General features: G+C 66.3%; 18 protein-coding genes. 10 read left to right on the top strand and 8 right to left on the bottom strand.

All coding sequences use genetic code 11. The features are described from left to right. Window positions 1-260 precede the first annotated feature (260 nt). From glnE to DN387_RS18600, 8 genes are all read left to right on the top strand, one after another. Window positions 261-3,197, top strand: coding sequence for a bifunctional [glutamate--ammonia ligase]-adenylyl-L-tyrosine phosphorylase/[glutamate--ammonia-ligase] adenylyltransferase (gene glnE, locus DN387_RS18635; RefSeq protein WP_054915992.1), 2,937 nt, complete (start codon window positions 261-263; stop codon window positions 3,195-3,197). A gap of 163 nt (window positions 3,198-3,360) precedes the next feature. Continuing rightward, entirely contained in the window at window positions 3,361-4,410 is a 1,050-nt protein-coding gene (gene waaF / locus DN387_RS18630) for a lipopolysaccharide heptosyltransferase II (protein ID WP_043863657.1), read from the top strand. A 1-nt stretch (window position 4,411) separates the two neighbouring features. Beyond that, window positions 4,412-5,470 carry a lipopolysaccharide heptosyltransferase I gene (gene waaC, locus DN387_RS18625; RefSeq protein ID WP_054915991.1) on the top strand — a complete coding sequence of 353 codons (1,059 nt, stop codon included), beginning with the start codon at window positions 4,412-4,414 and terminating at the stop codon, window positions 5,468-5,470. Then, window positions 5,470-6,594, top strand: coding sequence for a glycosyltransferase family 4 protein (locus tag DN387_RS18620; RefSeq protein ID WP_054915990.1), 1,125 nt, complete (start codon window positions 5,470-5,472; stop codon window positions 6,592-6,594). Before waaC ends, DN387_RS18620 begins: the two co-directional genes overlap by 1 nt. Then, window positions 6,591-7,397 carry a lipopolysaccharide core heptose(I) kinase RfaP gene (rfaP, locus tag DN387_RS18615; RefSeq protein ID WP_043863660.1) on the top strand — a complete coding sequence of 269 codons (807 nt, stop codon included), beginning with the start codon at window positions 6,591-6,593 and terminating at the stop codon, window positions 7,395-7,397. The genes DN387_RS18620 and rfaP overlap by 4 nt, the downstream gene beginning before the upstream one ends. After that, window positions 7,397-8,131 carry a lipopolysaccharide kinase InaA family protein gene (locus DN387_RS18610; RefSeq protein ID WP_043863661.1) on the top strand — a complete coding sequence of 245 codons (735 nt, stop codon included), beginning with the start codon at window positions 7,397-7,399 and terminating at the stop codon, window positions 8,129-8,131. Before rfaP ends, DN387_RS18610 begins: the two co-directional genes overlap by 1 nt. Beyond that, window positions 8,128-8,880, top strand: coding sequence for a lipopolysaccharide kinase InaA family protein (locus DN387_RS18605; protein ID WP_054915989.1), 753 nt, complete (start codon window positions 8,128-8,130; stop codon window positions 8,878-8,880). Before DN387_RS18610 ends, DN387_RS18605 begins: the two co-directional genes overlap by 4 nt. Beyond that, on the top strand, window positions 8,880-10,322 hold the full coding sequence (locus DN387_RS18600; RefSeq protein ID WP_054915988.1) for a lipopolysaccharide kinase InaA family protein: 1,443 nt from the start codon (window positions 8,880-8,882) through the stop codon (window positions 10,320-10,322). Before DN387_RS18605 ends, DN387_RS18600 begins: the two co-directional genes overlap by 1 nt. 75 nt (window positions 10,323-10,397) lie before the next feature. Here the strand turns inward: DN387_RS18600 and DN387_RS18595 are convergent, their stop codons facing one another. The 7 genes from DN387_RS18595 to DN387_RS18565 all read right to left on the bottom strand — a co-directional run bounded on the left by DN387_RS18595 (window position 10,398) and on the right by DN387_RS18565 (window position 18,506). Beyond that, window positions 10,398-10,580 carry a hypothetical protein gene (locus DN387_RS18595; RefSeq protein WP_088514279.1) on the bottom strand — a complete coding sequence of 61 codons (183 nt, stop codon included), beginning with the start codon at window positions 10,578-10,580 and terminating at the stop codon, window positions 10,398-10,400. Beyond that, window positions 10,567-11,670, bottom strand: coding sequence for a PepSY domain-containing protein (locus DN387_RS18590; RefSeq protein WP_054915987.1), 1,104 nt, complete (start codon window positions 11,668-11,670; stop codon window positions 10,567-10,569). The genes DN387_RS18595 and DN387_RS18590 overlap by 14 nt, the downstream gene beginning before the upstream one ends. Before the next feature lie 8 nt (window positions 11,671-11,678). After that, complete coding sequence (locus DN387_RS18585; RefSeq protein WP_054915986.1) at window positions 11,679-14,114, bottom strand: TonB-dependent siderophore receptor; 2,436 nt, start codon at window positions 14,112-14,114, stop codon at window positions 11,679-11,681. 144 nt (window positions 14,115-14,258) lie between these two features. Then, window positions 14,259-15,227: a FecR domain-containing protein gene (locus DN387_RS18580; protein ID WP_054915985.1), complete on the bottom strand. Its 969-nt coding sequence runs from the start codon at window positions 15,225-15,227 to the stop codon at window positions 14,259-14,261. Next, window positions 15,224-15,742 (bottom strand): RNA polymerase sigma factor, encoded by a 519-nt coding sequence (locus tag DN387_RS18575; protein WP_043863668.1) that lies wholly within the window; start codon window positions 15,740-15,742, stop codon window positions 15,224-15,226. Before DN387_RS18575 ends, DN387_RS18580 begins: the two co-directional genes overlap by 4 nt. 108 nt (window positions 15,743-15,850) lie before the next feature. Next, window positions 15,851-16,561, bottom strand: coding sequence for a PolC-type DNA polymerase III (locus DN387_RS18570; RefSeq protein WP_043863669.1), 711 nt, complete (start codon window positions 16,559-16,561; stop codon window positions 15,851-15,853). A gap of 10 nt (window positions 16,562-16,571) precedes the next feature. Continuing rightward, window positions 16,572-18,506 carry a DUF294 nucleotidyltransferase-like domain-containing protein gene (locus DN387_RS18565; protein ID WP_054915984.1) on the bottom strand — a complete coding sequence of 645 codons (1,935 nt, stop codon included), beginning with the start codon at window positions 18,504-18,506 and terminating at the stop codon, window positions 16,572-16,574. A gap of 202 nt (window positions 18,507-18,708) precedes the next feature. Between DN387_RS18565 and DN387_RS18560 the strand changes: the two genes are divergently transcribed. Further along, complete coding sequence (locus DN387_RS18560; RefSeq protein ID WP_054915983.1) at window positions 18,709-19,161, top strand: response regulator; 453 nt, start codon at window positions 18,709-18,711, stop codon at window positions 19,159-19,161. A gap of 54 nt (window positions 19,162-19,215) precedes the next feature. On the opposite strand, the gene DN387_RS18555 is transcribed toward DN387_RS18560, so the two are convergent. After that, window positions 19,216-21,393 (bottom strand): malate synthase G, encoded by a 2,178-nt coding sequence (locus DN387_RS18555; protein WP_054915982.1) that lies wholly within the window; start codon window positions 21,391-21,393, stop codon window positions 19,216-19,218. 302 nt (window positions 21,394-21,695) lie between these two features. Here DN387_RS18555 and DN387_RS18550 point away from each other — a divergent pair, with 302 nt between their 5' ends. After that, the gene (locus DN387_RS18550; RefSeq protein WP_043863673.1) at window positions 21,696-22,220 is read left to right on the top strand and encodes a glycine cleavage system protein R; all 525 of its coding nucleotides are present in this window, start codon (window positions 21,696-21,698) and stop codon (window positions 22,218-22,220) included. Window positions 22,221-22,228 lie beyond the last annotated feature (8 nt).

Genomic DNA, 22,228 nt, shown 5'->3' with positions numbered 1-22,228 from the left:
CAAATCGATCCTCATTACATGCGTTGACAGTAAAAAAGCAGTAGTAAAACTACACGGATAAGGCTCGTGGCCCCTGTTCGGGTTGTGGGATAAAACGATACCGGTGGTTAAAAACTGGTCGGCATGCGGTTGTTTGCGATGATTTCTATCAAAGAATTATGTTTTTCAGCTATTTATGACCTTTGTACGACAGTCGAACCGTACGCCGAGTTCCCTTGCCCAAGTGCCACCAACCCTTTCACGCCGATCAAGGATAGACCATGAGCCTGCCCCTGCTGGCCGAACTGCCCGCTGCCCTGCAACCGCTGGTCAGCCGTAATGCCACCTCTTTGCGCAACGCCGTCGCGGCCGTCGACGGGCTGAGCCTGGACGACTGGAACGAGCAGCGCTGGGCCGAGTTCGCCCGCGTGGCGGCAGCCAGCGATTTCGTGCTTGAACAGAGCGTGCGCGACCCGGCGATGCTGCTGGCCCTGGCCGCCAGCGGCGAGCTCGACCGCGCCTTCGCCGCCGGCGAGTTGTGTGCCCAGGTGGCCGGTGCGGCGCAGGCCGCCGGCAGCGAAGACGAACTGGCGCGCAACCTGCGCCGCCAGCGCACCCGCCAGCAGGTGCGCATCATCTGGCGCGACCTGACCCGCCAGGCCGACCTGGTGCAGACCTGCCGCGACCTGTCCGACCTGGCCGATGCCGCCATCGACCAGGCGTATCAATGGCTGTACCCGCGCCTGTGCGCGCAGTTCGGGACCCCCACCGGCAATCGCAGCGGCCTGCCCCAGCAGATGGTGGTGCTGGGCATGGGCAAGCTGGGGGCGGTGGAACTGAACCTGTCGTCGGACATCGACCTGATCTTCGCCTACCCCGAGGGCGGCGAAACCGTGGGCGTGAAGCGCCCGCTGGACAACCAGGAGTTCTTCACCCGGCTGGGCCAGCGTCTGATCAAGGCGCTGGACCCGATCACCGTCGACGGCTTCGTGTTCCGCGTCGACATGCGCCTGCGCCCCTACGGCTCGTCCGGCGCGCTGGTGCTCAGCTTCAATGCACTGGAGCAGTACTACCAGGACCAGGGCCGCGACTGGGAACGCTACGCCATGATCAAGGCCCGTGTGGTGGCCGGCGACCAGCAGGCCGGCGGGCAGCTGCAGGACCTGCTGCGCCCGTTCGTGTACCGGCGCTACCTTGACTTCTCGGCGATCGAGGCGCTGCGCACCATGAAGCAGCTGATCCAGCAGGAGGTGCGGCGCAAGGGCATGGCCGAGAACATCAAGCTGGGCGCCGGTGGCATCCGCGAGGTGGAGTTCATCGCCCAGGCGTTCCAGCTGATCCACGGCGGGCGCGACCTGAGCCTGCAGCAGCGACCGCTGCTCAAGGTGCTGGCGACGCTCGAAGGCCAGGGCTACCTGCCGCCGGCGGTGGTGAGCGAGCTGCGCGAGGGCTATGAGTTCCTGCGTTATACCGAACACGCCATCCAGGCCATCGCCGACCGCCAGACCCAGATGCTGCCCGACGACGAACTGGACCGCGCACGTATCGCCTTCATGCTCGGTTTTGCCGACTGGGCGAGCTTCCACGCGCAACTGATGCACTGGCGCGGGCGCATCGACTGGCACTTCCGCCAGGTGATCGCCGACCCCGATGAAGAGGAAGGCGAAGAGGGCGAAGTGGTGGTCGGTGGCGAGTGGCTGCCGCTGTGGGAAGAAGCCCAGGACGAAGAGGCCGCCTGCCGCCAGTTGACCGACGCCGGCTTCGCCGATGCGGCCAGGGCGCTCAAGCAGCTGGCCAGCCTGCGCGCCAGCCCGCAGTTGCGTGCCATGCAGCGCCTGGGCCGCGAACGCCTCGATGCCTTTATACCGCGCCTGCTGGCGCAGGCGGTGGAGCACGCCGACCCGGACCTGGTGCTCGAACGCGTGCTGCCGCTGGTGGAGGCCGTGGCGCGGCGCTCGGCCTACCTGGTGCTGCTGACCGAAAACCCCGGTGCGTTGCGCCGCCTGCTGACCCTGTGCGCCGCCAGCCCGTGGATCGCCGAGCAGATCACGCGCTTCCCGCTGCTGCTCGATGAACTGCTCAACGAAGGCCGCCTGTTCAGCCCGCCCCAGGCACCGGAGCTGGCCGCCGAGCTGCGCGAGCGTCTCACGCGCATCCCCGAGGATGACCTTGAACAGCAGATGGAAGCGCTGCGTCACTTCAAGCTGGCCCACAGCCTGCGCGTGGCAGCCTCGGAAATCGCCGGCAACCTGCCGCTGATGAAGGTCAGCGACTACCTGACCTGGCTGGCCGAAGCCATTCTCAACCAGGTGCTGGCCCTGGCCTGGCGCCAGACCGTGGCGCGTCATGGCCAGCCAAGGCGCAGCGATGGCAGCCTGTGCGACCCCGGCTTCATCATCGTCGGCTACGGCAAGGTCGGCGGCATCGAGCTGGGCCACGGCTCGGACCTGGATCTGGTGTTCATCCACGACGGTGACCCCCAGGCCGAGACCGATGGCGCCAAGCCCATCGACAGTGCGCAGTTCTTCACCCGCCTGGGTCAGCGCATCATTCACCTGCTGACCACCCAGACCAACTCCGGCCAGCTGTATGACGTGGACATGCGCCTGCGCCCGTCCGGCGCTTCGGGTTTGCTGGTGAGTTCGCTGGGCGCCTTCGAGCGCTACCAGCGCAACGAGGCCTGGACCTGGGAACACCAGGCACTGGTGCGTGCGCGGGTGCTGGTGGGCTGCCCGCAGGTGGGTGCAGCCTTCGAGGGGGTGCGGGCGCAGGTGCTGGGACAGGCCCGCGACCTGGACAAGCTGCGCGCCGAAGTCAGCGACATGCGCGCCAAGATGCGCGACAACCTCGGCACCCGGGCGACCCAGGCCGGGCTTGGGCCCAACGCCTTCGACAGCGGGGTTGCCTTCGATATCAAGCAGGATGCCGGTGGTATCGTCGATATTGAATTTATGGTGCAATACGCGGCCCTGGCCTGGTCCCACACGCACCCGGCACTGCTGCGCTACACCGACAACATCCGCATTCTCGAAGGGCTGGAGGAGGTCGGGCTGATGCCGGCCAGCGATGCAATTTTGTTGCGTGAAGTGTACAAGGCCTTCCGCTCCGCCGCGCACCGCCAGGCCCTGCAGAAGCAGGCCGGGGTGATCGATGCCGGGCAGTTCGTCGACGAGCGCCGGCAGGTACGGCGCATCTGGGGCGAGCTGGGGTTGACCTGAACGCGGGCTGAACAGCCACCAGGCGATACGGCGCAATGAAGCGGCGGCGACCACGTCCTACACTGAGTGGCGTACACTGGTCGCACCACGCCTGATTATAAAGAGGGGAGGCCAGGCTGTTGGAAAACAGGCTGTAGCCTCCCTGATCGTTTCTGGATAAAGCATGAGAATTTTGATCATTGGGCCCAGTTGGGTGGGCGACATGGTAATGGCGCAGACGCTGTTCCATGTGCTGAAGCAGCGTCACCCTGCGTGCGTGATCGATGTGCTGGCACCCGAATGGAGCCGCCCGATCCTCGAGCGCATGCCCGAAGTGCGCCAGGCCTTGAGCTTCCCGCTCGGCCACGGCGCGCTGGAACTGGCCACGCGCCGGCGCATCGGCAAGTCGCTGGCCGGTCAGTACGACCAGGCGATCCTGCTGCCCAATTCGCTCAAGTCTGCGCTGGTGCCGTTCTTTGCCGGTATCGCGCAGCGCACCGGCTGGCGTGGCGAGCTGCGCTACGGCCTGCTCAACGATGTGCGCACCCTCGACAAGGCGCGCTACCCGCTGATGATCGAGCGCTTCATGGCCCTGGGCTACCCCGCCGGTGCCGAGCTGCCCAAACCCTACCCGCGCCCCAGCCTGCAGATCGAGACCGCCAGCCGCGATGCGGCGCTGGCCAAGTTCGGCCTGAGCCTGGACCGCCCGGTGCTGGCGCTGTGCCCCGGCGCCGAGTTCGGCGAGGCCAAGCGCTGGCCCTCGGAGCATTACGCCAAGGTCGCGGAAATCAAGATTCGCGAAGGCTGGCAGGTGTGGCTGTTCGGCTCCAAAAACGACCATGCGGTAGGTGAATCGATCCGCGAGTGGCTGATCCCGGGCCTGCGTGAAGAGTCGGTGAACCTCAGCGGCGAGACCTCGCTCGCCGAAGCGATCGACCTGCTGTCGTGCAGCGATGCGGTGGTGTCCAACGATTCGGGGCTGATGCACGTGGCTGCAGCGCTCAATCGCCCGCTGGTGGCGGTGTACGGGTCGACCTCGCCGGGCTTCACCCCACCGCTGGCCGACCAGGTCGAGGTGGTGCGCCTGGGGCTGGAATGCAGCCCGTGCTTCGACCGCACCTGCCGCTTCGGCCACTACAATTGCCTGCGCCTGCTGGAACCGGAGGCGGTGGCCTCGGCGTTGCAGCGGCTCAACGGTCCGTCGCTGGTCGACGTCACGGTCGAGGTCGATTAAGTTGCGGGTACTGCTGATCAAGACCTCCTCGCTGGGGGATGTCATCCACGCGCTGCCGGCACTGACCGACGCGGCGCACGCCATTCCCGGCATCCGCTTCGACTGGGTGGTCGAGGAAGGCTTCGCCGAAATCCCCACCTGGCACCCTGCGGTCGATCACGTGATCCCGGTGGCCATCCGTCGCTGGCGCAAGAACCTCTGGCAAACCTTGAAGAACGGCGAATGGCGCCAGTTCAAGAAGCGCCTGCGCGAGCGCAAGTACGACCTGGTGATCGACGCCCAGGGCCTGGTGAAAAGCGCCTGGCTGACCCGCTACGTCAAGGCGCCGGTGGCCGGGCTGGACCGCTACTCGGCACGCGAGGGGCTGGCCAGCCGCTTCTACGACCGGCGCCTGTCGGTGGCCCGCGGGCAGCATGCGGTGGAGCGGGTGCGCCAGCTGTTCGCCCTGGCGCTGGGCTACGACCTGCCCTCGGGGCTGGGTGACTACGGCCTGGATCGCTCGCGCCTGGAAGAGATACCCACCAAGCCCTACGTGGTGTTCCTGCATGGCACCACCTGGGACACCAAGCACTGGCCCGAACTGTACTGGCGCCAGTTGGCCGAACGCCTGGGGCGTGCCGGCCTGCATATCTGCCTGCCATGGGGCAACCCGGCCGAAAAGGCCCGCGCCGAGCGCATCGCCCAGGGCCTGAAGAACGCCCAGGTGCTGCCCAGGCTGAACCTGGCCGGGGTCGCCCGGGTGCTGGCTGCCGCCAAGGCCTGCGTGGCCGTCGACACCGGCCTTGGGCACCTGGCGGCGGCACTCGATGTGCCTACCCTGTCGCTGTTCGGCCCTACCAACCCGGGCCTGACCGGGGCCTACGGCAAGGCCCAGGTGCACCTGGGCAGTGACTTCCCCTGCGCCCCGTGCCTGCAGAAGAAGTGCACCTACAAGCCGAGCGCCGACGACCGGCGCCGGTTCGATCTCAAACGCGAGTGGCCGCTGTGCTTCACTCGCCTGAACCCCGAGCGTGTGGCGAGCCAGTTGAGCGCGTTGCTGCGGGCAGAGGATGTGCGTTGATGCAACTGGCCTTTGTGCTCTACAAGTATTTCCCCTTCGGCGGCCTGCAGCGTGACTTCATGCGCATCGCCCTGGAGTGCCAGCGCCGTGGCCACCAGATCCGGGTGTATACCCTGATCTGGGAGGGCGACGTGCCCGAGGGCTTCGAAGTGCTGGTGGCGCCGGTCAAGGCGCTGTTCAACCATCGGCGCAACGAGAAGCTCACCGACTGGATGCAGGCCGACCTGGCCAGGCGCCCGGTCGACCGCCTGATCGGCTTCAACAAGATGCCGGGGCTGGACGTGTACTACGCCGCCGACGGCTGCTTCGAGGACAAGGCGCAGAACCTGCGCCATTCGCTGTACCGCCGCTGGGGCCGCTACCGCCACTTTGCCGAGTACGAGCGTGCGGTGTTCGGCAAGGACGCCAAGACCCAGATCCTGATGATCTCCGAGGTCCAGCAGCCGCTGTTCGTCAAGCACTACGACACCCCCACCGAGCGCTTCCACCTGCTGCCTCCGGGCATCAGCCAGGACCGCCGGGCGCCGGCCAATGCCGCCGAGATCCGCGCCGAGTTTCGCCGCGAGTTCAACCTGGCGGACGACGAGCGCCTGCTGGTGCAGATCGGCTCGGGCTTCAAGACCAAGGGCGTGGACCGCAGCCTCAAGGCGCTGGCCGCCTTGCCCAACAGCCTGCGCAAGCGCACCCGGCTGATGGTCATCGGCCAGGACGACCCCAAGGTGTTCCAGCTGCAGAGCGCGACCCTGGGGCTGACCGAGCAGGTGCAGTTCCTCAAGGGCCGCAGCGATATCCCGCGCTTTCTGCTCGGGGCCGACGCACTGATCCACCCGGCCTACAACGAGAACACCGGCACCGTGCTGCTCGAAGCCGTGGTGGCCGGGTTGCCGGTACTGGTTTCGGCAGTGTGCGGCTATGCCCATTACATCGCTGAGGCCGATGCCGGCCTGGTGCTCGACGAGCCGTTCGAGCAGGAGCAACTCAACCGCTACCTGCAACGTATGCTCGAAGACGATGCGGCGCGTGCCGACTGGGGCCGCAACGGCCTGGCATTCGCCGACACCGCCGACCTGTACAGCATGCCGCAGCATGCGGCCGACGTGATCCTGGCGCAGGAGCGCGCATGAAACTGATACTGGCTGAACCCTTCAAGCGCCTGTGGGCCGGGCGCGATGCCTTCGACGCCGTCGAGGCCCTGCAAGGCGAGGTGTACCGCGAGCTGGAAGGCCGGCGCACGCTGCGCACCGAGGTCGAGGGCAACGGTTATTTCGTCAAGATCCACCGCGGCATCGGCTGGGGCGAGATCTTCAAGAACCTGTTCACCGCCAAGCTGCCGGTGCTCGGTGCCGGACAGGAATGGCAGGCCATCCAGCGCCTGCACCAAGTCGGGGTGCCGACCATGACCGCGGTGGCCTACGGCGAACGCGGCAGCAACCCGGCGACCCAGCATTCGTTCATCGTCACCGAGGAGCTGGCGCCCACCGTCAGCCTCGAGGACTTCAGCCTCGACTGGGTCAGGACGCCGCCGGCGCCGCGTCTCAAGCGTGCGCTGATCGCCGAGGTGGCGCGCATGACCGGCATGATGCACCGCGCCGGGGTCAACCACCGCGACTGCTACATCTGCCACTTTCTGCTGCACACCGACCGCCCGGTAACCCCGGACGACTTCAGGCTGTCGGTGATCGACCTGCACCGGGCCCAGACCCGCGCCAGCATTTCCCGACGCTGGCGCGACAAGGACCTGGCCGCGCTGTACTTCTCGGCGCTGGACATCGGCCTGACCCGACGCGACAAGCTGCGCTTTCTGCGCGGCTACTTCCAGCAGCCGCTGCGCCAGATCCTGGCCGAGCACGCCACCTTGCTGCGCTGGCTGGAGGGCAAGGCAAACAAGCTCTACGAGCGTAAACAACGGTATGGGGACGCGCTCTGATGGCGGGTTGGACACTGGAGCCGGCCTACGCGGCCCTGGCACAGGATTTCGGCAGCATCGACGCGGTGTTCGCGCTCAAGGGCGAACGCCTCACCCACGACCCGCTCAGCGAAGTGATTCGCGTGGAGCGCGGCGGGGTGAACTACTACGTCAAGCGCTACACCGGCGCAGGCAAGGGCCTGCGCCGCTACCTGGGGCGCCCGCGGATCAAGGCCGAGTGGCAGAACCTCAAGCAGTTCGCCAAGTGGGACATCCCCACCGCCGAGGTGGTGGCCTGCGGCCTGGAACGGCGCGGCTTCGCCTTCCACCGGGGCGCCATGATCACCCGCGAGCTGCCGCGCACCGAGGACCTCTCGGCGCTGGCCAAGCGCAACGACCCGCGCCTGGCAGATGCCGGCTGGGTCGACCATGTCAGCCGACAGCTGGCCCGCCATACGCGGGTGATGCACGACCATCACTTCACCCACAACGACCTCAAGTGGCGCAACCTGCTGGTCGATGACAAGGGCATGCTGTTCTTCATCGACTGCCCGACCGGTGCGTTCTGGGTCGGCTTCATGCTGCGCTATCGCATCACCAAGGACCTGGCCTGCCTGGACAAGGTGGCCAAGTATCACCTGTCGGCCACCCAGCGCCTGCGGTTCTACCTGCAATATCGCCGTCGCGATCGCCTGAACGCGTCGGACAAGCGCCGCGTGCGGCACGTCGTGACGTTTTTCGAGGGGCGCGAATGAGTGATTTCCTGGCCAGTGCCGAAGCTGCACTGCTTGAACGCCACGGCCTGAACAGCTTCGAGGCGCTGTGGGCGCTGCAGCTGGACGCTGTGGACGAGCCCAACACCGGGCGCGGCGGCTGGAGCCGCGTGTACCGCCTGGAGCTGGAGGGCAAGGGGTTCTACCTCAAGCGCCAGAGCGACTACCTCACGCGCACCCTGCACAGCCCCTTCGGGGAGCCGACCTTCGCCCGCGAGTTTCGCAACATCAAGCGCTACCAGAAGCTGCAGATCCCGGCCTTGCAGGCGGTGTTCTACGCCGAGCGCCGGGTCGACGGCGAGCGCCGCGCGATCCTGATGACCCGTGCGCTGGATGACTGGAGCGATCTTGACCACCTGCTCGGGCAGTGGCCGCAACTGGCCCTGGAGCAACGCCAGGGCATCCTGCGCGCCTGTGGCGAACTGGCCCGCACGGTGCACGCGGCGGGGCAGGTGCATGGCTGCTTCTACCCCAAGCACATCTTTTTGCGCGAGCGCAGCGAAGGCTGGCAGGCGCAGTTGATCGACCTGGAGAAAACCCGGCCGCTGCTGCTGGGCCAGCGTGATCGCCTCAAGGACCTGGAGCCGCTGCTGCGTCGTGCTGGCGCATGGAGCGAGAGCGATGTACGGCTGATGCTGGCCGCCTACCTGGAGCAACCGGCCGACAGTACGCTGGTGGATACCTGGCTGCAGCGCCTGCTGCATCGCCGTCGTGAAAAAGAGGCCCGCTGATGCGTTTGTCTGAACTCAAGGACGCCGGGCGCAGCCCGCAACTGCCATTGAGCATTGCCCTGGCCGACGCCGCCGGGCCGGCCGAGCTGCAACTGCTCAGCCTGCTGCGGGTGCTGCCGGGGCAGCGGTATGTCGGTGCCGGGATCTGGCGTGGCAAGCCGGTGCTGGCCAAGCTGCTGGTGGGCAGCAGCGCCGCCCGCCACTTCCAGCGCGAACTGGACGGTGCGCGCCTGCTGGCCAGCCAGGGGCTGACCACGCCGTTGCTGCTGGCCGACGGCCTGCGTGAAGGCGAGGGCGGCTGGCTGCTGTTCGAATTTCTTGAGCACGCCCACAGCCTGGCGGATGCCTGGGCGGCGGTCGAGGCCCTGCCGGTGCTTGCCGATGCCCAGCAGGAAGTGCTGGGCGAAGCCCTGCGCGCCGTGGCGCAGATGCATGCCAAAGGCCTGTGGCAGGCCGACCTGCACCTGGACAACCTGCTGCGCCATGGCGGGGAGCTGTACCTGATCGATGGCGCGGGGGTGAAGGCCGAAACCCCGGGCCAGCCGCTGTCGCGTCAGCAGGTGCTGCAGAACCTGGGGGTATTCTTTGCGCAGTTGCCCAAGCGCCTGGAGCCCTTCGTCGAGGAACTGCTGGTGCACTACGTGCTGGTCAACGGCGAGCACGCGCTGCCGCTGGAAGCCTTGCAGAAGCAGATCGACAAGGTGCGCAGCTGGCGTCTGAAGGACTACCTGGACAAGGCCGGTCGCGAGTGCACGCTGTTCAGCGTGCAGCGCGGGGCCTCGGGCCTGCGCGCGATCCGTCGATCGGAGGTGGCGGCCATGCTGCCGGTGCTGGAGCAGGCCGACGCGCTGATCGACCAGGGCCACCTGTACAAGACCGGCGGCGCGGCGAGCGTGGCACGGGTCGAGGCGTGCGGTCGCAGCCTGGTGCTCAAGCGCTACAACATCAAGAACACCGCCCACTGGTTCAAGCGCTTCTGGCGCCCCAGCCGGGCCTGGCATTCGTGGATCGAAGGGCATCGCCTGGAGTTCCTCGGCATCGCCACGCCCAGGCCGCTGGCAGTGCTGGAGCAGCGCGTGCTGGGGCTGCGCAGCCGTGCGTACCTGGTGACCGAGTATGCCGACGGGCCGGACCTGATCGAGAGCTTTGCGCCCTACGTCGACAGCGCCGAGGTGCCAGAGGAGCAGCTGCAAGCGCTGCAGACCCTGTTGCAGCAGCTGATGGGCGAACGCATCAGCCACGGCGACCTGAAGGGCCACAACCTGTTCTGGCAGGACGGTCAATGGTCGCTGATCGACCTTGATGCGATGTGCCAGCACGCCACCCAGCTCAGTTTCGCCAAGGCCTTCGCCCGTGACCGGGCGCGGTTGTTGCGCAACTGGCCGGCGGACAGTGCGTTGCACCAGCGGCTGGATGAGTGCCTGCCGAAACTGGCTGACTGACCTGCGCCTTCGCCGACAAGGCCGGCTCCTGCAGACGACGTGAAACCTTGCAGGCGCCGGCCTTGCCGACCAAGACTATCGCGCGGCCGGCCAAAAACCTCGCAGGCTGTACCCCACCGGCAGGGCCAGCCCCACCCACGCCAGCACATCCCACGGGCCATCCCCCAGCAGCGCCGCGAACAGCCCCACTGCGCCCAGCAGGGCAATCAGGCCCGGCATGCCGAACACCTTCCAGAACCTCGATTCACGCTTCATCACGTCGCCTGCGCACCCACCACAAATACACGCCGCTGCCGAGCACGATGATCGTCAGCACATCCAGCAGCGCCCATAGAATCTGCATCGGCCGGCCGCCGTAGTCGCCAAAGTGCAGCGGCTGCGACAGGCCCATCGCGTCCATGTACCACGGCCGCTCGCCAATCGCCGTCACCTGCAGGGTGCTGGCATCGATCAGTACCGGGGTCAGCAGGTGAGCGGTCAGGTGGGTGCTGCCCTTCATGAACACCGCATAGTGGTGCTCGCTGGAAAAGCGCGTGCCGGGGAAGGCGATGAAGTCCGGCTGCATGCCCGGCGCCGCCTCGGCGGCAATGTCCAGCAGACGGCTGGCCGGGGCCAGTGCGGTCAGCGGCGGTGCATCGCGGTACGGTGCGATCATCGCGCTGAGGCTGTCGTTGCGCCAGGCGGCGATGACCAGGTCGGACAGCGCGCTGATCACCCCGGTCACGCCCACCACCAGCGCCCAGGTCAGGGTCACGATGCCGATCAGGTTGTGCAGGTCGAGCCAGCGCAGGCGCCGCGATTTGTCGTGGCGTACCGTGGCGAACTTCAGCCTGCGCATGAATGGCGCGTACAGCACCACCCCGGAGATGATCGCCACCACGAACAACAGGCCCATGAAGGCCAGCAGCAGCTTGCCCGGCAAGCCGGCGAACATGTCCACATGCAGGCGCAGCATGGTCAGCATGAAGCCGCCGTTGGCCGAGGGCATCTCCACCACCTCGCCAGTACGCCCGTCGAGCATGAAGGTGTGCGACGAGTTGGGCTCGGTACCGGCGGTGGCGGCCATGATCGCGATCACGCCGTTGCTGTCGTCCTCGTCCCAGCCGAAGTACTGCATCACCTCGCCCGGGCGATGGGCCTGGGCCTTGAGCACCAGGGCCTGCAGGTCGAGTCTGGGTGTGTCGGCGGGCATTACCTTGAGCTCGGGCGCATCGCCCAGCAGGTGGTCGATCTCGTGGTGGAAGATCAGCGGCAGCCCGGTCAGCGCCAGCAACAGCAGAAACAGCGTGCACACCAGGCTGCTCCAGGTATGCACCCACGACCAGCGACGTATGGTTTGGCTCTTCATCGTTGGCCCTAGAACGCGTAGTTCACGCTGGCGACCACGTTGCGCTGGTCGCCGTAGTAGCACCAGAACCCGTCGCAGTTGGCCAGGTAGTCCTTGTTGAACAGGTTCTTGGCTTCCACCGCCACGCTCAGCCCCTTCATGCTGCTGTCCAGGCGACCCAGGTCGTAGTGCACGGCAGCGTCGTACACGGTGTAGGAGCCTACATGCGCCACCTCGGTGTTGGCGGTGTTGCCGTAGGTATCGCCGACATAGCGAACCCCGGCGCCCATGCCGAAGCCGTCCAGCGGGCCGGCGTGCCAGGTGTAGTCGGCCCACAGGGTGGCCTGGTTGCGCGGGATCAGCGCCATGCGGTTGCCGACTTCGCCAGGCACGCCCTTGCGGATCTCGGTATCGGTGTAGGTGTAGGAGCCGACCAGTTTGAGGTTGTCGGTGATGGCGCTGGTGGCTTCCAGCTCGATGCCGCGCACCTGCAATTCACCGACACTGCGAGAGATGCTGCCTTCGGTGACCTTCACGTTGCTCTGGCGCAGGTCGTAGGCGGCAGCGGTCAGCAGGGTGTTGCTGCCCACCGGCTGGAACTTGACGCCCACTTCGTACTGGCGGCCTTCGGTGGGCTTGAACGACTGCGCCGCATCCACGTTGGCGCCGGTGGTCGGCTGGAACGACTCGGTATAGGACAGGTACGGGGTGAGGCCGTTGTCGAACACGTAGCTCAGGCCCACGTTGCCGGTGAAGGCCTTGTCGCGCTGGGTGCTGGTGGCGTCGCCCTTGTTGTGGAAGGTGGTGCCGGTGTGAATCCAGTCCTCACGCCCGCCCAGGGTCAGGCGCCAGTTGTCCAGGGCGATCTGGTCCTGCACGTAGACGCCGGTCTGGCGGGTTTTCTGGCCGTAGTCCTGCAGTGCGAAGTAGTTCACGTTGGACATGTCGGCGCCATACACCGGTCGGATCACGCTGATTGGCGGCACGTTGATGCCGCTGATGTTGCCGTTGGCGTCGTAGTTGTACGAGCCGCCATACAGCCACTGGTAGTTGGTGTTGGAGCGCTGGTGGTCCAGGCCCAGCAGCAGGGTGTGCTCCAGCGCGCCGGTGCTGAAGTTGGCCTGCAGGTTGTTGTCGACAGCGAACTGGCTGATGTCTTCGTTGACGATCCCGGCCTCGCGGTTGACCGTACCGTCGGGTTCTACGGTATTGAAGGTGGCCACGTTGACCGCGCGAAACGACAGGTCGCTCTTGGTGTAGCGCAGGTTCTGGCGCAGCTGCCATACGTCGTCGAGGCGGTGCTCGAAAGCGTAGCCCAGGGCGTAGTAGGTGCGGTCGTAGAAATCCCAGTCCGGCTCACCGAGGTTCTTGTGGTGGGAAATCTTTGCCCCGGCAGGCGAGGCCAGCCGGGTGCCCTGCAAGGGCAGGAACTGCCCGGTGATGCCGGTATCGTCGCGGGTGAACTGCGAGATGAAGGTCAGGCTGGTGTCGTCGTCGACGTTCCAGGTCAGGCTGGGGGCGAGGTTGTAGCGCTTGTCGGGAATATGGTCGACCGGTGCGTTGCTGTCGCGTACCACGCCGCTGACGCGGTACAGAAACTGGCCGGCGTCGTCGATCTTGCCGGTGCTGTCGAAGTTGATCTGCCGGTGTTCGTTGCTGCCGACCTGGGCTTCGATCTGGTGCACGCTTTCGGCCTGCGGGCGTCGGCTGAGCATGTCGAGCATGCCGCCGGGCGGGGTCTGGCCATACACCGAAGAGGCCGGGCCGCGCAGTACGGTGATGCGTTCCAGGTTCCAGGGTTCGACCTTGGGGTTGGCGAACGAACCCTTGGGCAGCGGCAGGCCGTCGAGAAACTGGGTGGGGTCGAAGCCGCGCACGCGCAGCCAGTCGGCGCGCGAGTCAGAGCCGTAGCCGCTGCTTTGCACGCCCGCGGTGTAACGCAGCGCGTCGTTGAGGTTGAGCACCTGGCGCTGGTCGAGCTGTTCGCGGGTGATGACCGACATCGAGCGTGGCGCCTCGACGATCGGAGTGTCGGTCTTGGTGCCGGCGGCGGTGCGGGTGGCGACGTAGCCGGTGGTCGGGCCCCAGGCGCTCTCGTAGTCGCCGGCGGCGTTGATGCTGGTTTCCGGCAGGGCCAGGCTGCCTTCGGGGGCGGCGATCAGGCTGTAGGTGCCGGCGCTGCTCTGCTGCAGTTGCAGGCCGGTGCCGCGCAGGGCGGCCTGCAGGGCGCCGAGGCCGTCGTACTGGCCGCTGACCGGCGCCGAGGTGCGTCCGCTGGCCAGGCTCGGGTCCAGGGTCAGGGCGATGCCGGCCTGGCTGGCGATCAGGTTGAGGGTGGTCGACAACGGCCCGGCGGGCAGGCTGTAGCTGCGCGCGGCGCTCGATTCGGCGGCGATGGCGGCGGTGCTGGTCAGGGCCAGGGTCAGCAGGCAATGACGCAACAGCTTTTCAAGGGGACGGGACATGCAGCGGTTCCTCGGCGCAATAGTGCTAACTAGCTTCCATGCCGAGTGAAAAGGGAAAAGTGTCAGGGGGTGGGTAAAAAATAATGTTGAGGCCTTCGCCGGCAACGACCGCTCCTGCAGGAGGGCGTTGCAGGCGAAGGCGTTTTACGGGGTCTCGCCCTTGGCCACGATCGTCACCCACCATGGCGTGCGCTTTTGCACCTGCACCGGCAAGGTCGGCAGCAGCGACTGCAGCGCAAGGTCGGTGTCGTGCAGCGGGAAGCTGCCGGTAATGCGCAACCCGGCCACCTCCGGCGACACCCCCAGGTAGCCGCTGCGGTAACGCCCCAGCTCCTGCACCAGCGCATCCAGGCGCACGTTGTCGACCACCAGCATGCCGTGGGTCCAGGCGTCGGCGCCCAGGGCCAGCGGATCGATGCTGCCCAGCTGGTCGTGACTCATCATCACCTGCTGGCCTTCGCGCACGATCTGCTCGTCGCCGCTGTCCTGCGGCTTGGCTGCCACCGCCGACTGCAACACGCTCAGGCGCGTGCCCTGGTCTTCCAGGCGCACCAGGAAGCGTGTGCCCAGTGCGCGCAGGCGCCCGTCGGCCGTGGCGACGATGAACGGACGGTCATCCTTGTGCCCGGTCTCGATGGAAATCTCGCCTTCGCGCAGCACGATCAGGCGCTGCTGGCCATCGAAGCGAACATCCACCGCCGAATGGGTGTTGAGGCTGAGCAGGGTGCCGTCCTCCAGACGCAGGCTGCGCTGCTCGCCGGTGGCCGTGCGCTGGTCGGCCAGCCAGTAGTCCAGGCTCTGGTGGGTACTCAGCCAGCCGAGCAGGCCGCCCACCAGCACGATGCTGGCCAGCCCGCTGCCCAGCTTGCGCACGCGCTGGCGCAGGCCGGCCCGGGTTTCGCCCAGGGCCTTGCGCGCCGGGCCGGCCGCCGCGGCGAAGCGCTGGTTGAGCATGCCCAGCTGCATCCAGGCCCGCGCATGTTCTTCGTCTGCCGCGTGCCAGCGCTCGAAATCGGCACGCTCCTCGGCGCTGCCCGCATCCAGGCACAGCTGCCAGGCGATGGCGGCATCGAGCACCTTGGCCGATACCGGCCTGCTACTGAAGCCGTTCATGTCGGCTCGCCGTACAGCGCCACATAGCACTGGCGCATGCCCTGGGCCAGGTACTGGCGCACCCGCGACACCGACACGCCCAGGCGCTCGGCGATCTCGGCATGGCCCATGCCGTCGAGGCGGTTGTACAGGAACGCGGCGCGCGCCTTGCTCGACAGCTTGCCCAGCAGGCGGTCGATGGCCTTGAGGTCTTCGAGGATCAGGTGCTGTTCTTCCGGTGACGGCTGCTCGGCTTCGGGGATCAGCATCAGCTCGGCGAGGTACGCCTGCTCCAGTGCCGCCCGGCGAAAGTGGTCGAACAGCAGGCCGCGCGCCACCGCGGCCAGGAACGCCCGCGGCTCGCGTGGTGCGGGCAGCTGCTCGCGCCCGAGCAGGCGCACGAAGGTGTCCTGGCTCAGGTCTTCGGCGCGCTCGGCACAGGCGACGTTGCGCCGCAGCCAGCCCAGCAGCCAGCCGCGATGGTCACGGTACAGCGCACCAACCAGCTCACCGTGTGGGCTTTGCACTGACGACAAGGTGTTCCCCGGAATAGATGTGTTAACTAACGAGAATTATTCGCGATTGTGTCAGAGCCGCTGGCACTGTGCAATTAACGCTCATCGGATGACGTATCCGGGGGCTGGTCAGAAGCCGTGGCTGTGTTGCCGTCGCCGGCGCCAACCTTGCAGGCGATGCTCCAGCAGCAGCGGGCTGTCGATGTGTTGGCGTCGCGCCTGGCTGAACAGGATCAGTGCCAGTTCGGCAGTGACCTGTGCATCGGCGCTGGCGTGGTGGCGTTCACCGGCCTGCAGGCCGAAGTGTGCGGTCCAGTCGTCGAGCCCGGCGTCGCGCAACACCACGTCGGGGTTGAGCAGCGGGGCCAGCTCGGCCACGTCGATGAACGGGTGCTGCAGGCGGTAGCCCAGGCTGTCCTTCAGGGCGCGGCTGAGCATGCGCTGGTCGAAGCCGGCGTGGAACGCCAGAAGCGGGCTGTCGCCGATGAACGCCATGAGGTCGAGCAGTGCATCGGCCGGCACGCAGCCGGCGGCAATCGCACTGGGCCCCAGGCCATGGATCAGCACGCTGGGGCCCGGCTTGTGGTCATGCCGGTGCAGGGTGCGCTCGAACTGCTGGCTGAAGTCGATGGCGCCGTCCTCGATCACCACCGCGCCAATCGACAGCACCTGGTCGCGGTTCAGGTTCAGGCCGGTGGTTTCCAGGTCCAGCACCACCCAGCGCTGGGCGCGCAGGGTGTGGTCCTGCAGCGGGGCGGGGCCGGGCAGTTGGGCCAGACGCTGCTGCTGGGCGGCGTCCAGTGCGGGTTGGCTGGGGCGCAGCCAGGCGAACAGGCTCATGACAGGTCGCTCATAGTTGGTAGCGCAGGGCCAGGCTGCTTTGCAGACGCTGGGCCTGGCGCAGCGATTCGCGCAGGATGCGCCGGTCCAGGTCGTTGAGGCTGTCGGGGTCGACGCGGTTGGAGTAGGGCAGGTTCTGGCGGGTCTGCAACTGGTGCTGCTGCATGCGGGTCTGCTGGATGAAGTGGTAGGCCTCTTCATAGGCGCCGCCATCGAGCGGGTCGATCACTTCCTTGCCTACCAGCTGGCGCAGGCGCTCCAGGGTGTTGTTGGCGTGCACGCCATTGGCCAGCGCCAGCAGGCGCGCGCCGTCGACGAAGGGCGTGAGGCCCTGCACCTTGAGGTCGAGGGTGGCGGCCTTGTCGTTGCCGCTGCGGGTCAGCACGAATTCGCGAAAGCGCCCCACGGGCGGGCGCTGGCGCAGTGCGTTGGCGGCCATCATGCGCTGGAACAGGCGGTTGTCGGCGACCTGGTCGAGGATGCCCTGGCGCAGTTGTTCGCACGCCTGTTCGTCACCCCACACCACGCGCAGGTCGAAATAGATGCTCGAGGCCAGCAGGTTCTCGGGGGTGGCTTCGCGGATGAACGCGGCAAAGCGCCGAGCCCACTCGGCCCTCGACAGACACAGCTCGGGGTTGCCGGCCATGATGTTGCCCTTACACAGGGTGAAGCCGCACTGCGCCAGGCCCTGGTTGATGTGCTGCGCCAGCGGCAGCAGGCGGGCGCGGATCTCGGCAGCCTGGGCCGCGTCGCGTGCCTCGAACAGGATGCCGTTGTCCTGGTCGGTGTGCAGGGTCTGTTCGCGGCGGCCTTCGCTGCCGAAGCACAGCCAGCTGAACGGCACGCCGGGGTCGCCCTTGTCCTGGATCGCCAGTTCGATCACCCGGCACACGGTGTGGTCGTTGAGCAGGGTGATGATGTGGGTGATCTGGGTGGACGAGGCGCCATGGGCGAGCATGCGCTCGACCAGCTGGCCGATCTCGCCGCGCAGCGACACCAGGTTCTCGACCCGCGCGGCGTGACGGATGGTGCGCGCCAGGTGCACCAGGTCGACCCGCTGCAGCGAGAACAGGTCGCGCTCGGAGACCACCCCGCACAGGCGCTGGTCCTGCACCAGGCACACATGGGCGATATGGCGCTCGGTCATCGCGATGGCGGCGTCGAAGGCGCTGGCCTGGGGGCTGAGGTAGAAAGGCGCGGCGGTCATGTGCGCGGCGATCGGCGCGGCGAAGTCGGCACTGGCATCGGCCACCACCTGGCGCAGGTCGCGCAGGGTGAAGATGCCGACCGGTGCGCGCTGCTCGTCGACGATCACGATGCTGCCCACCTGCTGCTCGTGCATCAGGCGTACGGCCTCGCGTACGGGCGTATCAGGCGCGCAGGTGACCGGATGACGCATGGCCAGCTCACCCAGGCGGGTATTGAGCGAATACTGGTTGCCGAGGGTTTCAACTGCGCGGCGCTGGACCTGCTGGTTGACCTGGTCGAGCAGGCTGCTGACACCCCGCAGGGCAAAATCCCGAAACACTTCTGAGAGTGCGAACAGGCGGATGAACGCCGCCTTGTTCAGTTGCAGGCAGAAGGTGTCTTCGGCGGCCAGGTGTTCGGTACGGGTGGCACGCTCGCCCAGCAGGGCGGCCAGCGGGAAGCACTCGCCTCCGGTGATCTCGAAGGTGGTCTCGGTGCCGGTGGCGGCATGGTTGCGCTCGCCCACCACGCGTCCCTGCTTGACGATGTAGAAGTGCTCGACGGGTCCGTCGACAGGCTTGATGATGCTCTCACCGCTGGCGTAGAAGCGCAGCTGGCATTGTTCCACCAGGTACGCCAGGTGGGCGTTTTCCATCTGGTTGAAGGGAGGAAAGCGTTGCAGGAACTGCATGGTGCCGTGAATATTCTGCAGTACTGCGGTTTTGCCGGCCTGGTCGAAGGCGTCCATCTTGCTCATGAGCTTTACCGCATCTGTGCGTCGGCGCCGAGGGCCGAGCATTTGTTTTTATCGTGCTGCATGGTCGGCCGCGGGGTGCGCAGTGCCCATTGGACGTTTGTCTAAAGCGGGTAAGCGTCAATTATCCGACGAAAGGCGGGTTGCGGCACATGCGTTTGCGGTCTGAACTTGATTCAACGGATATTTTTACGATGGAACAGCCATGCCCGAAGCCGACGACATACTGAGCGAAGCCGAGCGCAAGGCGCTGGCGAGCGTGACTGCGCGCGGGACCGCGCTGCCCAAGGTGCTGATCGTCGAAGACGACAAAGGGTCGCGTGAAGCGCTGGCGAGCTACTTGAAGGCCCACGGCATTCGTTGCCTTGCCGCAGAAAACACCACGGTGGCGTTCGACTACCTCAAGCGCGAACCCAGGATCGGGCTGCTGATTACCGACCTGCGCATGCAGCCGGTGGGGGGCATCGAGTTCATCGAGCAGATTCGTGAGTCGGACCAGGCCGCGTTGCCGATCATCATCGTGTCGGGCGATGCCAAGGTGCAGGACGCGATTGCGGCAATGCACCTGAGCGTGGTCGACTTTCTGCTCAAGCCGCTCGACCAGGAGAAGCTGGAAAAGCTGGTGAAGCTGGTGAGGCATGAGCTGGGCATCGGCTGAACCCCTTCGCTGGCTTGCCAGCGAAGGGGTGCGTCAGGCAGCGCTGTAACGAGCTTACAGCCCGTTGCGCGCCTTGAACTCGCGACGACGGCGATGCAGTACCGGCTCGGTATAACCGTTCGGCTGCTTCGCACCCTCGATCACCAGCTCGACCGCCGCCTGGAAGGCGATGTTGCTGTCGAAGTCCGGTGCCATCGGGCGGTACAGCGGGTCGTTGGCGTTCTGCTTGTCGACCACCGGCGCCATGCGCTTGAGGCCTTCGATCACCTGCGCCTCGCTGATGATGCCGTGACGCAGCCAGTTGGCCAGCAACTGCGCGGAAATCCGCAGGGTGGCGCGGTCTTCCATCAGGCCCACATCGTTGATGTCCGGCACTTTCGAGCAACCCACGCCCTGGTCGATCCAGCGCACTACATAGCCAAGAATGCCCTGGGCATTGTTGTCCAGTTCGTTGCGGATCTCTTCGTCCGACCAGTTGGTGTCGGTGGCCAGCGGAATGGTCAGGATATCGTCGACCGAGGCCGGCGCACGCTTGGCAAGCTCCGCCTGGCGGGCGAACACGTCGACCTTGTGATAGTGCAGCGCGTGCAGCGCGGCGGCGGTCGGCGACGGCACCCAGGCGGTGTTGGCACCGGCCAGTGGGTGGGCGATCTTCTGCTCGAGCATGTCGGCCATCAGATCAGGCATGGCCCACATGCCCTTGCCGATCTGCGCGCGGCCCTGCAGGCCGGTGGCAAGGCCCACGTCGACGTTGTTGTTCTCGTAGGCACCGATCCACTTCTGGGTTTTCATGGCGCCCTTGCGCACCACGGCGCCCGCTTCCATGGAGGTGTGGATCTCGTCACCGGTACGGTCGAGGAAGCCGGTGTTGATGAACACCACGCGCTCGCTGGCGGCCTGGATGCAAGCCTTGAGGTTGACCGTGGTACGGCGCTCCTCGTCCATGATGCCGACCTTCAGGGTGTTGCGCTTGAGGCCCAGCACGTCTTCGACGCGGCCGAACAGCTCGTTGGTGAAGGCGGCTTCTTCAGGGCCGTGCATCTTCGGCTTGACGATGTACACCGAGCCGGTACGGCTGTTCTTGCGGGTGGTGTTGCCGTTGAGGTTGTGCACCGCAGCCAGGTTGGTGACCAGCGCATCGAGGATGCCTTCGGGCACTTCGTTGCCATCCTTGTCGAGGATCGCGTCGATGGTCATCAGGTGACCGACGTTGCGCACGAACAGCAGCGAACGGCCATGCAGGCTCAGCGAGCCGCCATTGGGCGCGGTGTACTCGCGGTCCGGGTTCATGGTGCGGGTGAAGGTCTGGCCGGCCTTGCTCACGCTTTCGGCCAGGTCGCCCTTCATCAGGCCCAGCCAGTTGCGGTAGATCACCACCTTGTCGTCGGCATCCACCGCGGCCACGGAGTCTTCGCAGTCCATGATGGTGGTCAGGGCGGCTTCCATCAGCACGTCCTTGACCCCGGCGGCGTCGGTCTGGCCGACCGGGGTGCTGGCATCGATCTGGATCTCGAAGTGCAGGCCGTTGTTTTTCAGCAGCACGGCGACAGGGGCCGTGGCATCGCCCTGGTAGCCGACCAGTTGCGCGTCGTCGCGCAGGCCGCTGTTGCTGCCACCCTTGAGGGTGACCACCAGCTTGCCATCGGCAATGCTGTAGCGGGTGGCATCGACGTGGGAGCCGGCCGCCAGTGGCGCAGACTCGTCGAGGAAGGCGCGGGCGAAGGCGATGACCTTGTCGCCGCGTACCTTGTTGTAGCCCTTGCCCTTCTCGGCGCCACCGGCTTCGCTGATGGCGTCGGTGCCGTACAGCGCGTCGTACAGCGAGCCCCAGCGGGCGTTGGAGGCGTTGAGGGCGAAGCGTGCGTTCATCACCGGCACTACCAGCTGCGGGCCGGCCATGCGAGCGATCTCGTCATCGACATTCTGGGTGGAGGCCTGGAAGTCCGCCGCTTCTGGCAGCAGGTAGCCGATCTCCTGGAGGAAGGCCTTGTAAGCCGGAGCATCGTGGGCCTGGCCCTTGCGCGCCTGGTGCCAGGCGTCGATCTGCGCCTGCAGGGTGTCACGCCTGGCCAGCAGGGCTTTGTTCTTTGGAGCGAGGTCGTTGATGATCTTCTCTGCCCCGATCCAGAACTGCTCGGCGTTGACGCCGGTTCCGGGAATGGCTTCGTTGTTCACGAAGTCGAACAGGACTTTGGCGACCTGAAGGCCACCGACTTGAACGTGTTCAGTCATTGCTTGCCTCACTCTGCTCAGCTATTCAGCTCTTGTTTCAACATTTTTGTAGTGCGCGTCGCGGCATACTACATGAAGCGCTGCGCTTGGGAAAATCAGACTAAATACGCCGTTTTGCGACCATTTGGTCGCAAAACGTCGTTCTGGGAGCGGGCATGTTCTCAAAAATCGAGTGAATTGTTCCAGATAAATCTAAAAACAGTACACGATTTGTTGTTCGAGCCCGCTGCGGCAGGTTGCCGCGCCTTGCCTATACTTGATCGGCGCCCCCGGTATTCGGGGGCTGGAGAGAGGACTGGCGCGTGGATCATCTTGTCTTGACCGTGATTGCCCCTGACCGCGCCGGCCAGGTGGAGCGGGTGGCCGAATGCATCGCCGAGCATAACGGCAACTGGCTGGAGAGTCGCATGTCGCGCATGGCAGGGCAATTCGCCGGCATCCTGCGCGTCGCGGTACCGGCCGAATCCTATGACGAACTGGTGGAGGCGTTGCAGGCGCTGGGCAAGCACGGGATTCGCGTGCTGATCGCCGAAAGCGGCATCGAGCCGTCGTGCACCTGGAAGCCGATCGCGATGGAGCTGGTGGGCAACGATCGCCCTGGCATCGTGCGCGACATCACCCGGCTGCTGGCCGAACAGGGGGTGAACCTGGAGCGCTTCAGTACCGACGTGCGGCCCGCGCCGATGAGCAGCGAGCCGCTGTTTCACGCCGATGCGCTGCTGGCCCTGCCGCTGACGCTGTCGCTGGATGACCTGCAACAGCGCCTGGAGGCCCTGGCCGACGACCTGATGGTGGAGCTCAAGCTGCGCCCCGAAGAGTCGGCATAGGGGGTGGC

This window comes from Pseudomonas sp. FBF18 (assembly GCF_024261405.1).
Classification (GTDB): domain Bacteria; phylum Pseudomonadota; class Gammaproteobacteria; order Pseudomonadales; family Pseudomonadaceae; genus Aquipseudomonas; species Aquipseudomonas palmensis.
This window is presented reverse-complemented; position numbering and strand designations above follow the sequence as displayed.

What these genes read in the sequence shown, in the direction of transcription:
- glnE (WP_054915992.1), top strand. Translation starts at nt 261, where the DNA reads ATGAGCCTGCCCCTGCTGGCCGAACTGCCCGCTGCCCTGCAACCGCTG.
- waaF (WP_043863657.1), top strand. Translation starts at nt 3,361, where the DNA reads ATGAGAATTTTGATCATTGGGCCCAGTTGGGTGGGCGACATGGTAATG.
- DN387_RS18620 (WP_054915990.1), top strand. Translation starts at nt 5,470, where the DNA reads ATGCAACTGGCCTTTGTGCTCTACAAGTATTTCCCCTTCGGCGGCCTG.
- rfaP (WP_043863660.1), top strand. Translation starts at nt 6,591, where the DNA reads ATGAAACTGATACTGGCTGAACCCTTCAAGCGCCTGTGGGCCGGGCGC.
- DN387_RS18610 (WP_043863661.1), top strand. Translation starts at nt 7,397, where the DNA reads ATGGCGGGTTGGACACTGGAGCCGGCCTACGCGGCCCTGGCACAGGAT.
- DN387_RS18605 (WP_054915989.1), top strand. Translation starts at nt 8,128, where the DNA reads ATGAGTGATTTCCTGGCCAGTGCCGAAGCTGCACTGCTTGAACGCCAC.
- DN387_RS18600 (WP_054915988.1), top strand. Translation starts at nt 8,880, where the DNA reads ATGCGTTTGTCTGAACTCAAGGACGCCGGGCGCAGCCCGCAACTGCCA.
- DN387_RS18590 (WP_054915987.1), bottom strand. Translation starts at nt 11,670, where the DNA reads ATGAAGAGCCAAACCATACGTCGCTGGTCGTGGGTGCATACCTGGAGC.
- DN387_RS18585 (WP_054915986.1), bottom strand. Translation starts at nt 14,114, where the DNA reads ATGTCCCGTCCCCTTGAAAAGCTGTTGCGTCATTGCCTGCTGACCCTG.
- DN387_RS18580 (WP_054915985.1), bottom strand. Translation starts at nt 15,227, where the DNA reads ATGAACGGCTTCAGTAGCAGGCCGGTATCGGCCAAGGTGCTCGATGCC.
- DN387_RS18570 (WP_043863669.1), bottom strand. Translation starts at nt 16,561, where the DNA reads ATGAGCCTGTTCGCCTGGCTGCGCCCCAGCCAACCCGCACTGGACGCC.
- DN387_RS18565 (WP_054915984.1), bottom strand. Translation starts at nt 18,506, where the DNA reads ATGAGCAAGATGGACGCCTTCGACCAGGCCGGCAAAACCGCAGTACTG.
- DN387_RS18560 (WP_054915983.1), top strand. Translation starts at nt 18,709, where the DNA reads ATGCCCGAAGCCGACGACATACTGAGCGAAGCCGAGCGCAAGGCGCTG.
- DN387_RS18555 (WP_054915982.1), bottom strand. Translation starts at nt 21,393, where the DNA reads ATGACTGAACACGTTCAAGTCGGTGGCCTTCAGGTCGCCAAAGTCCTG.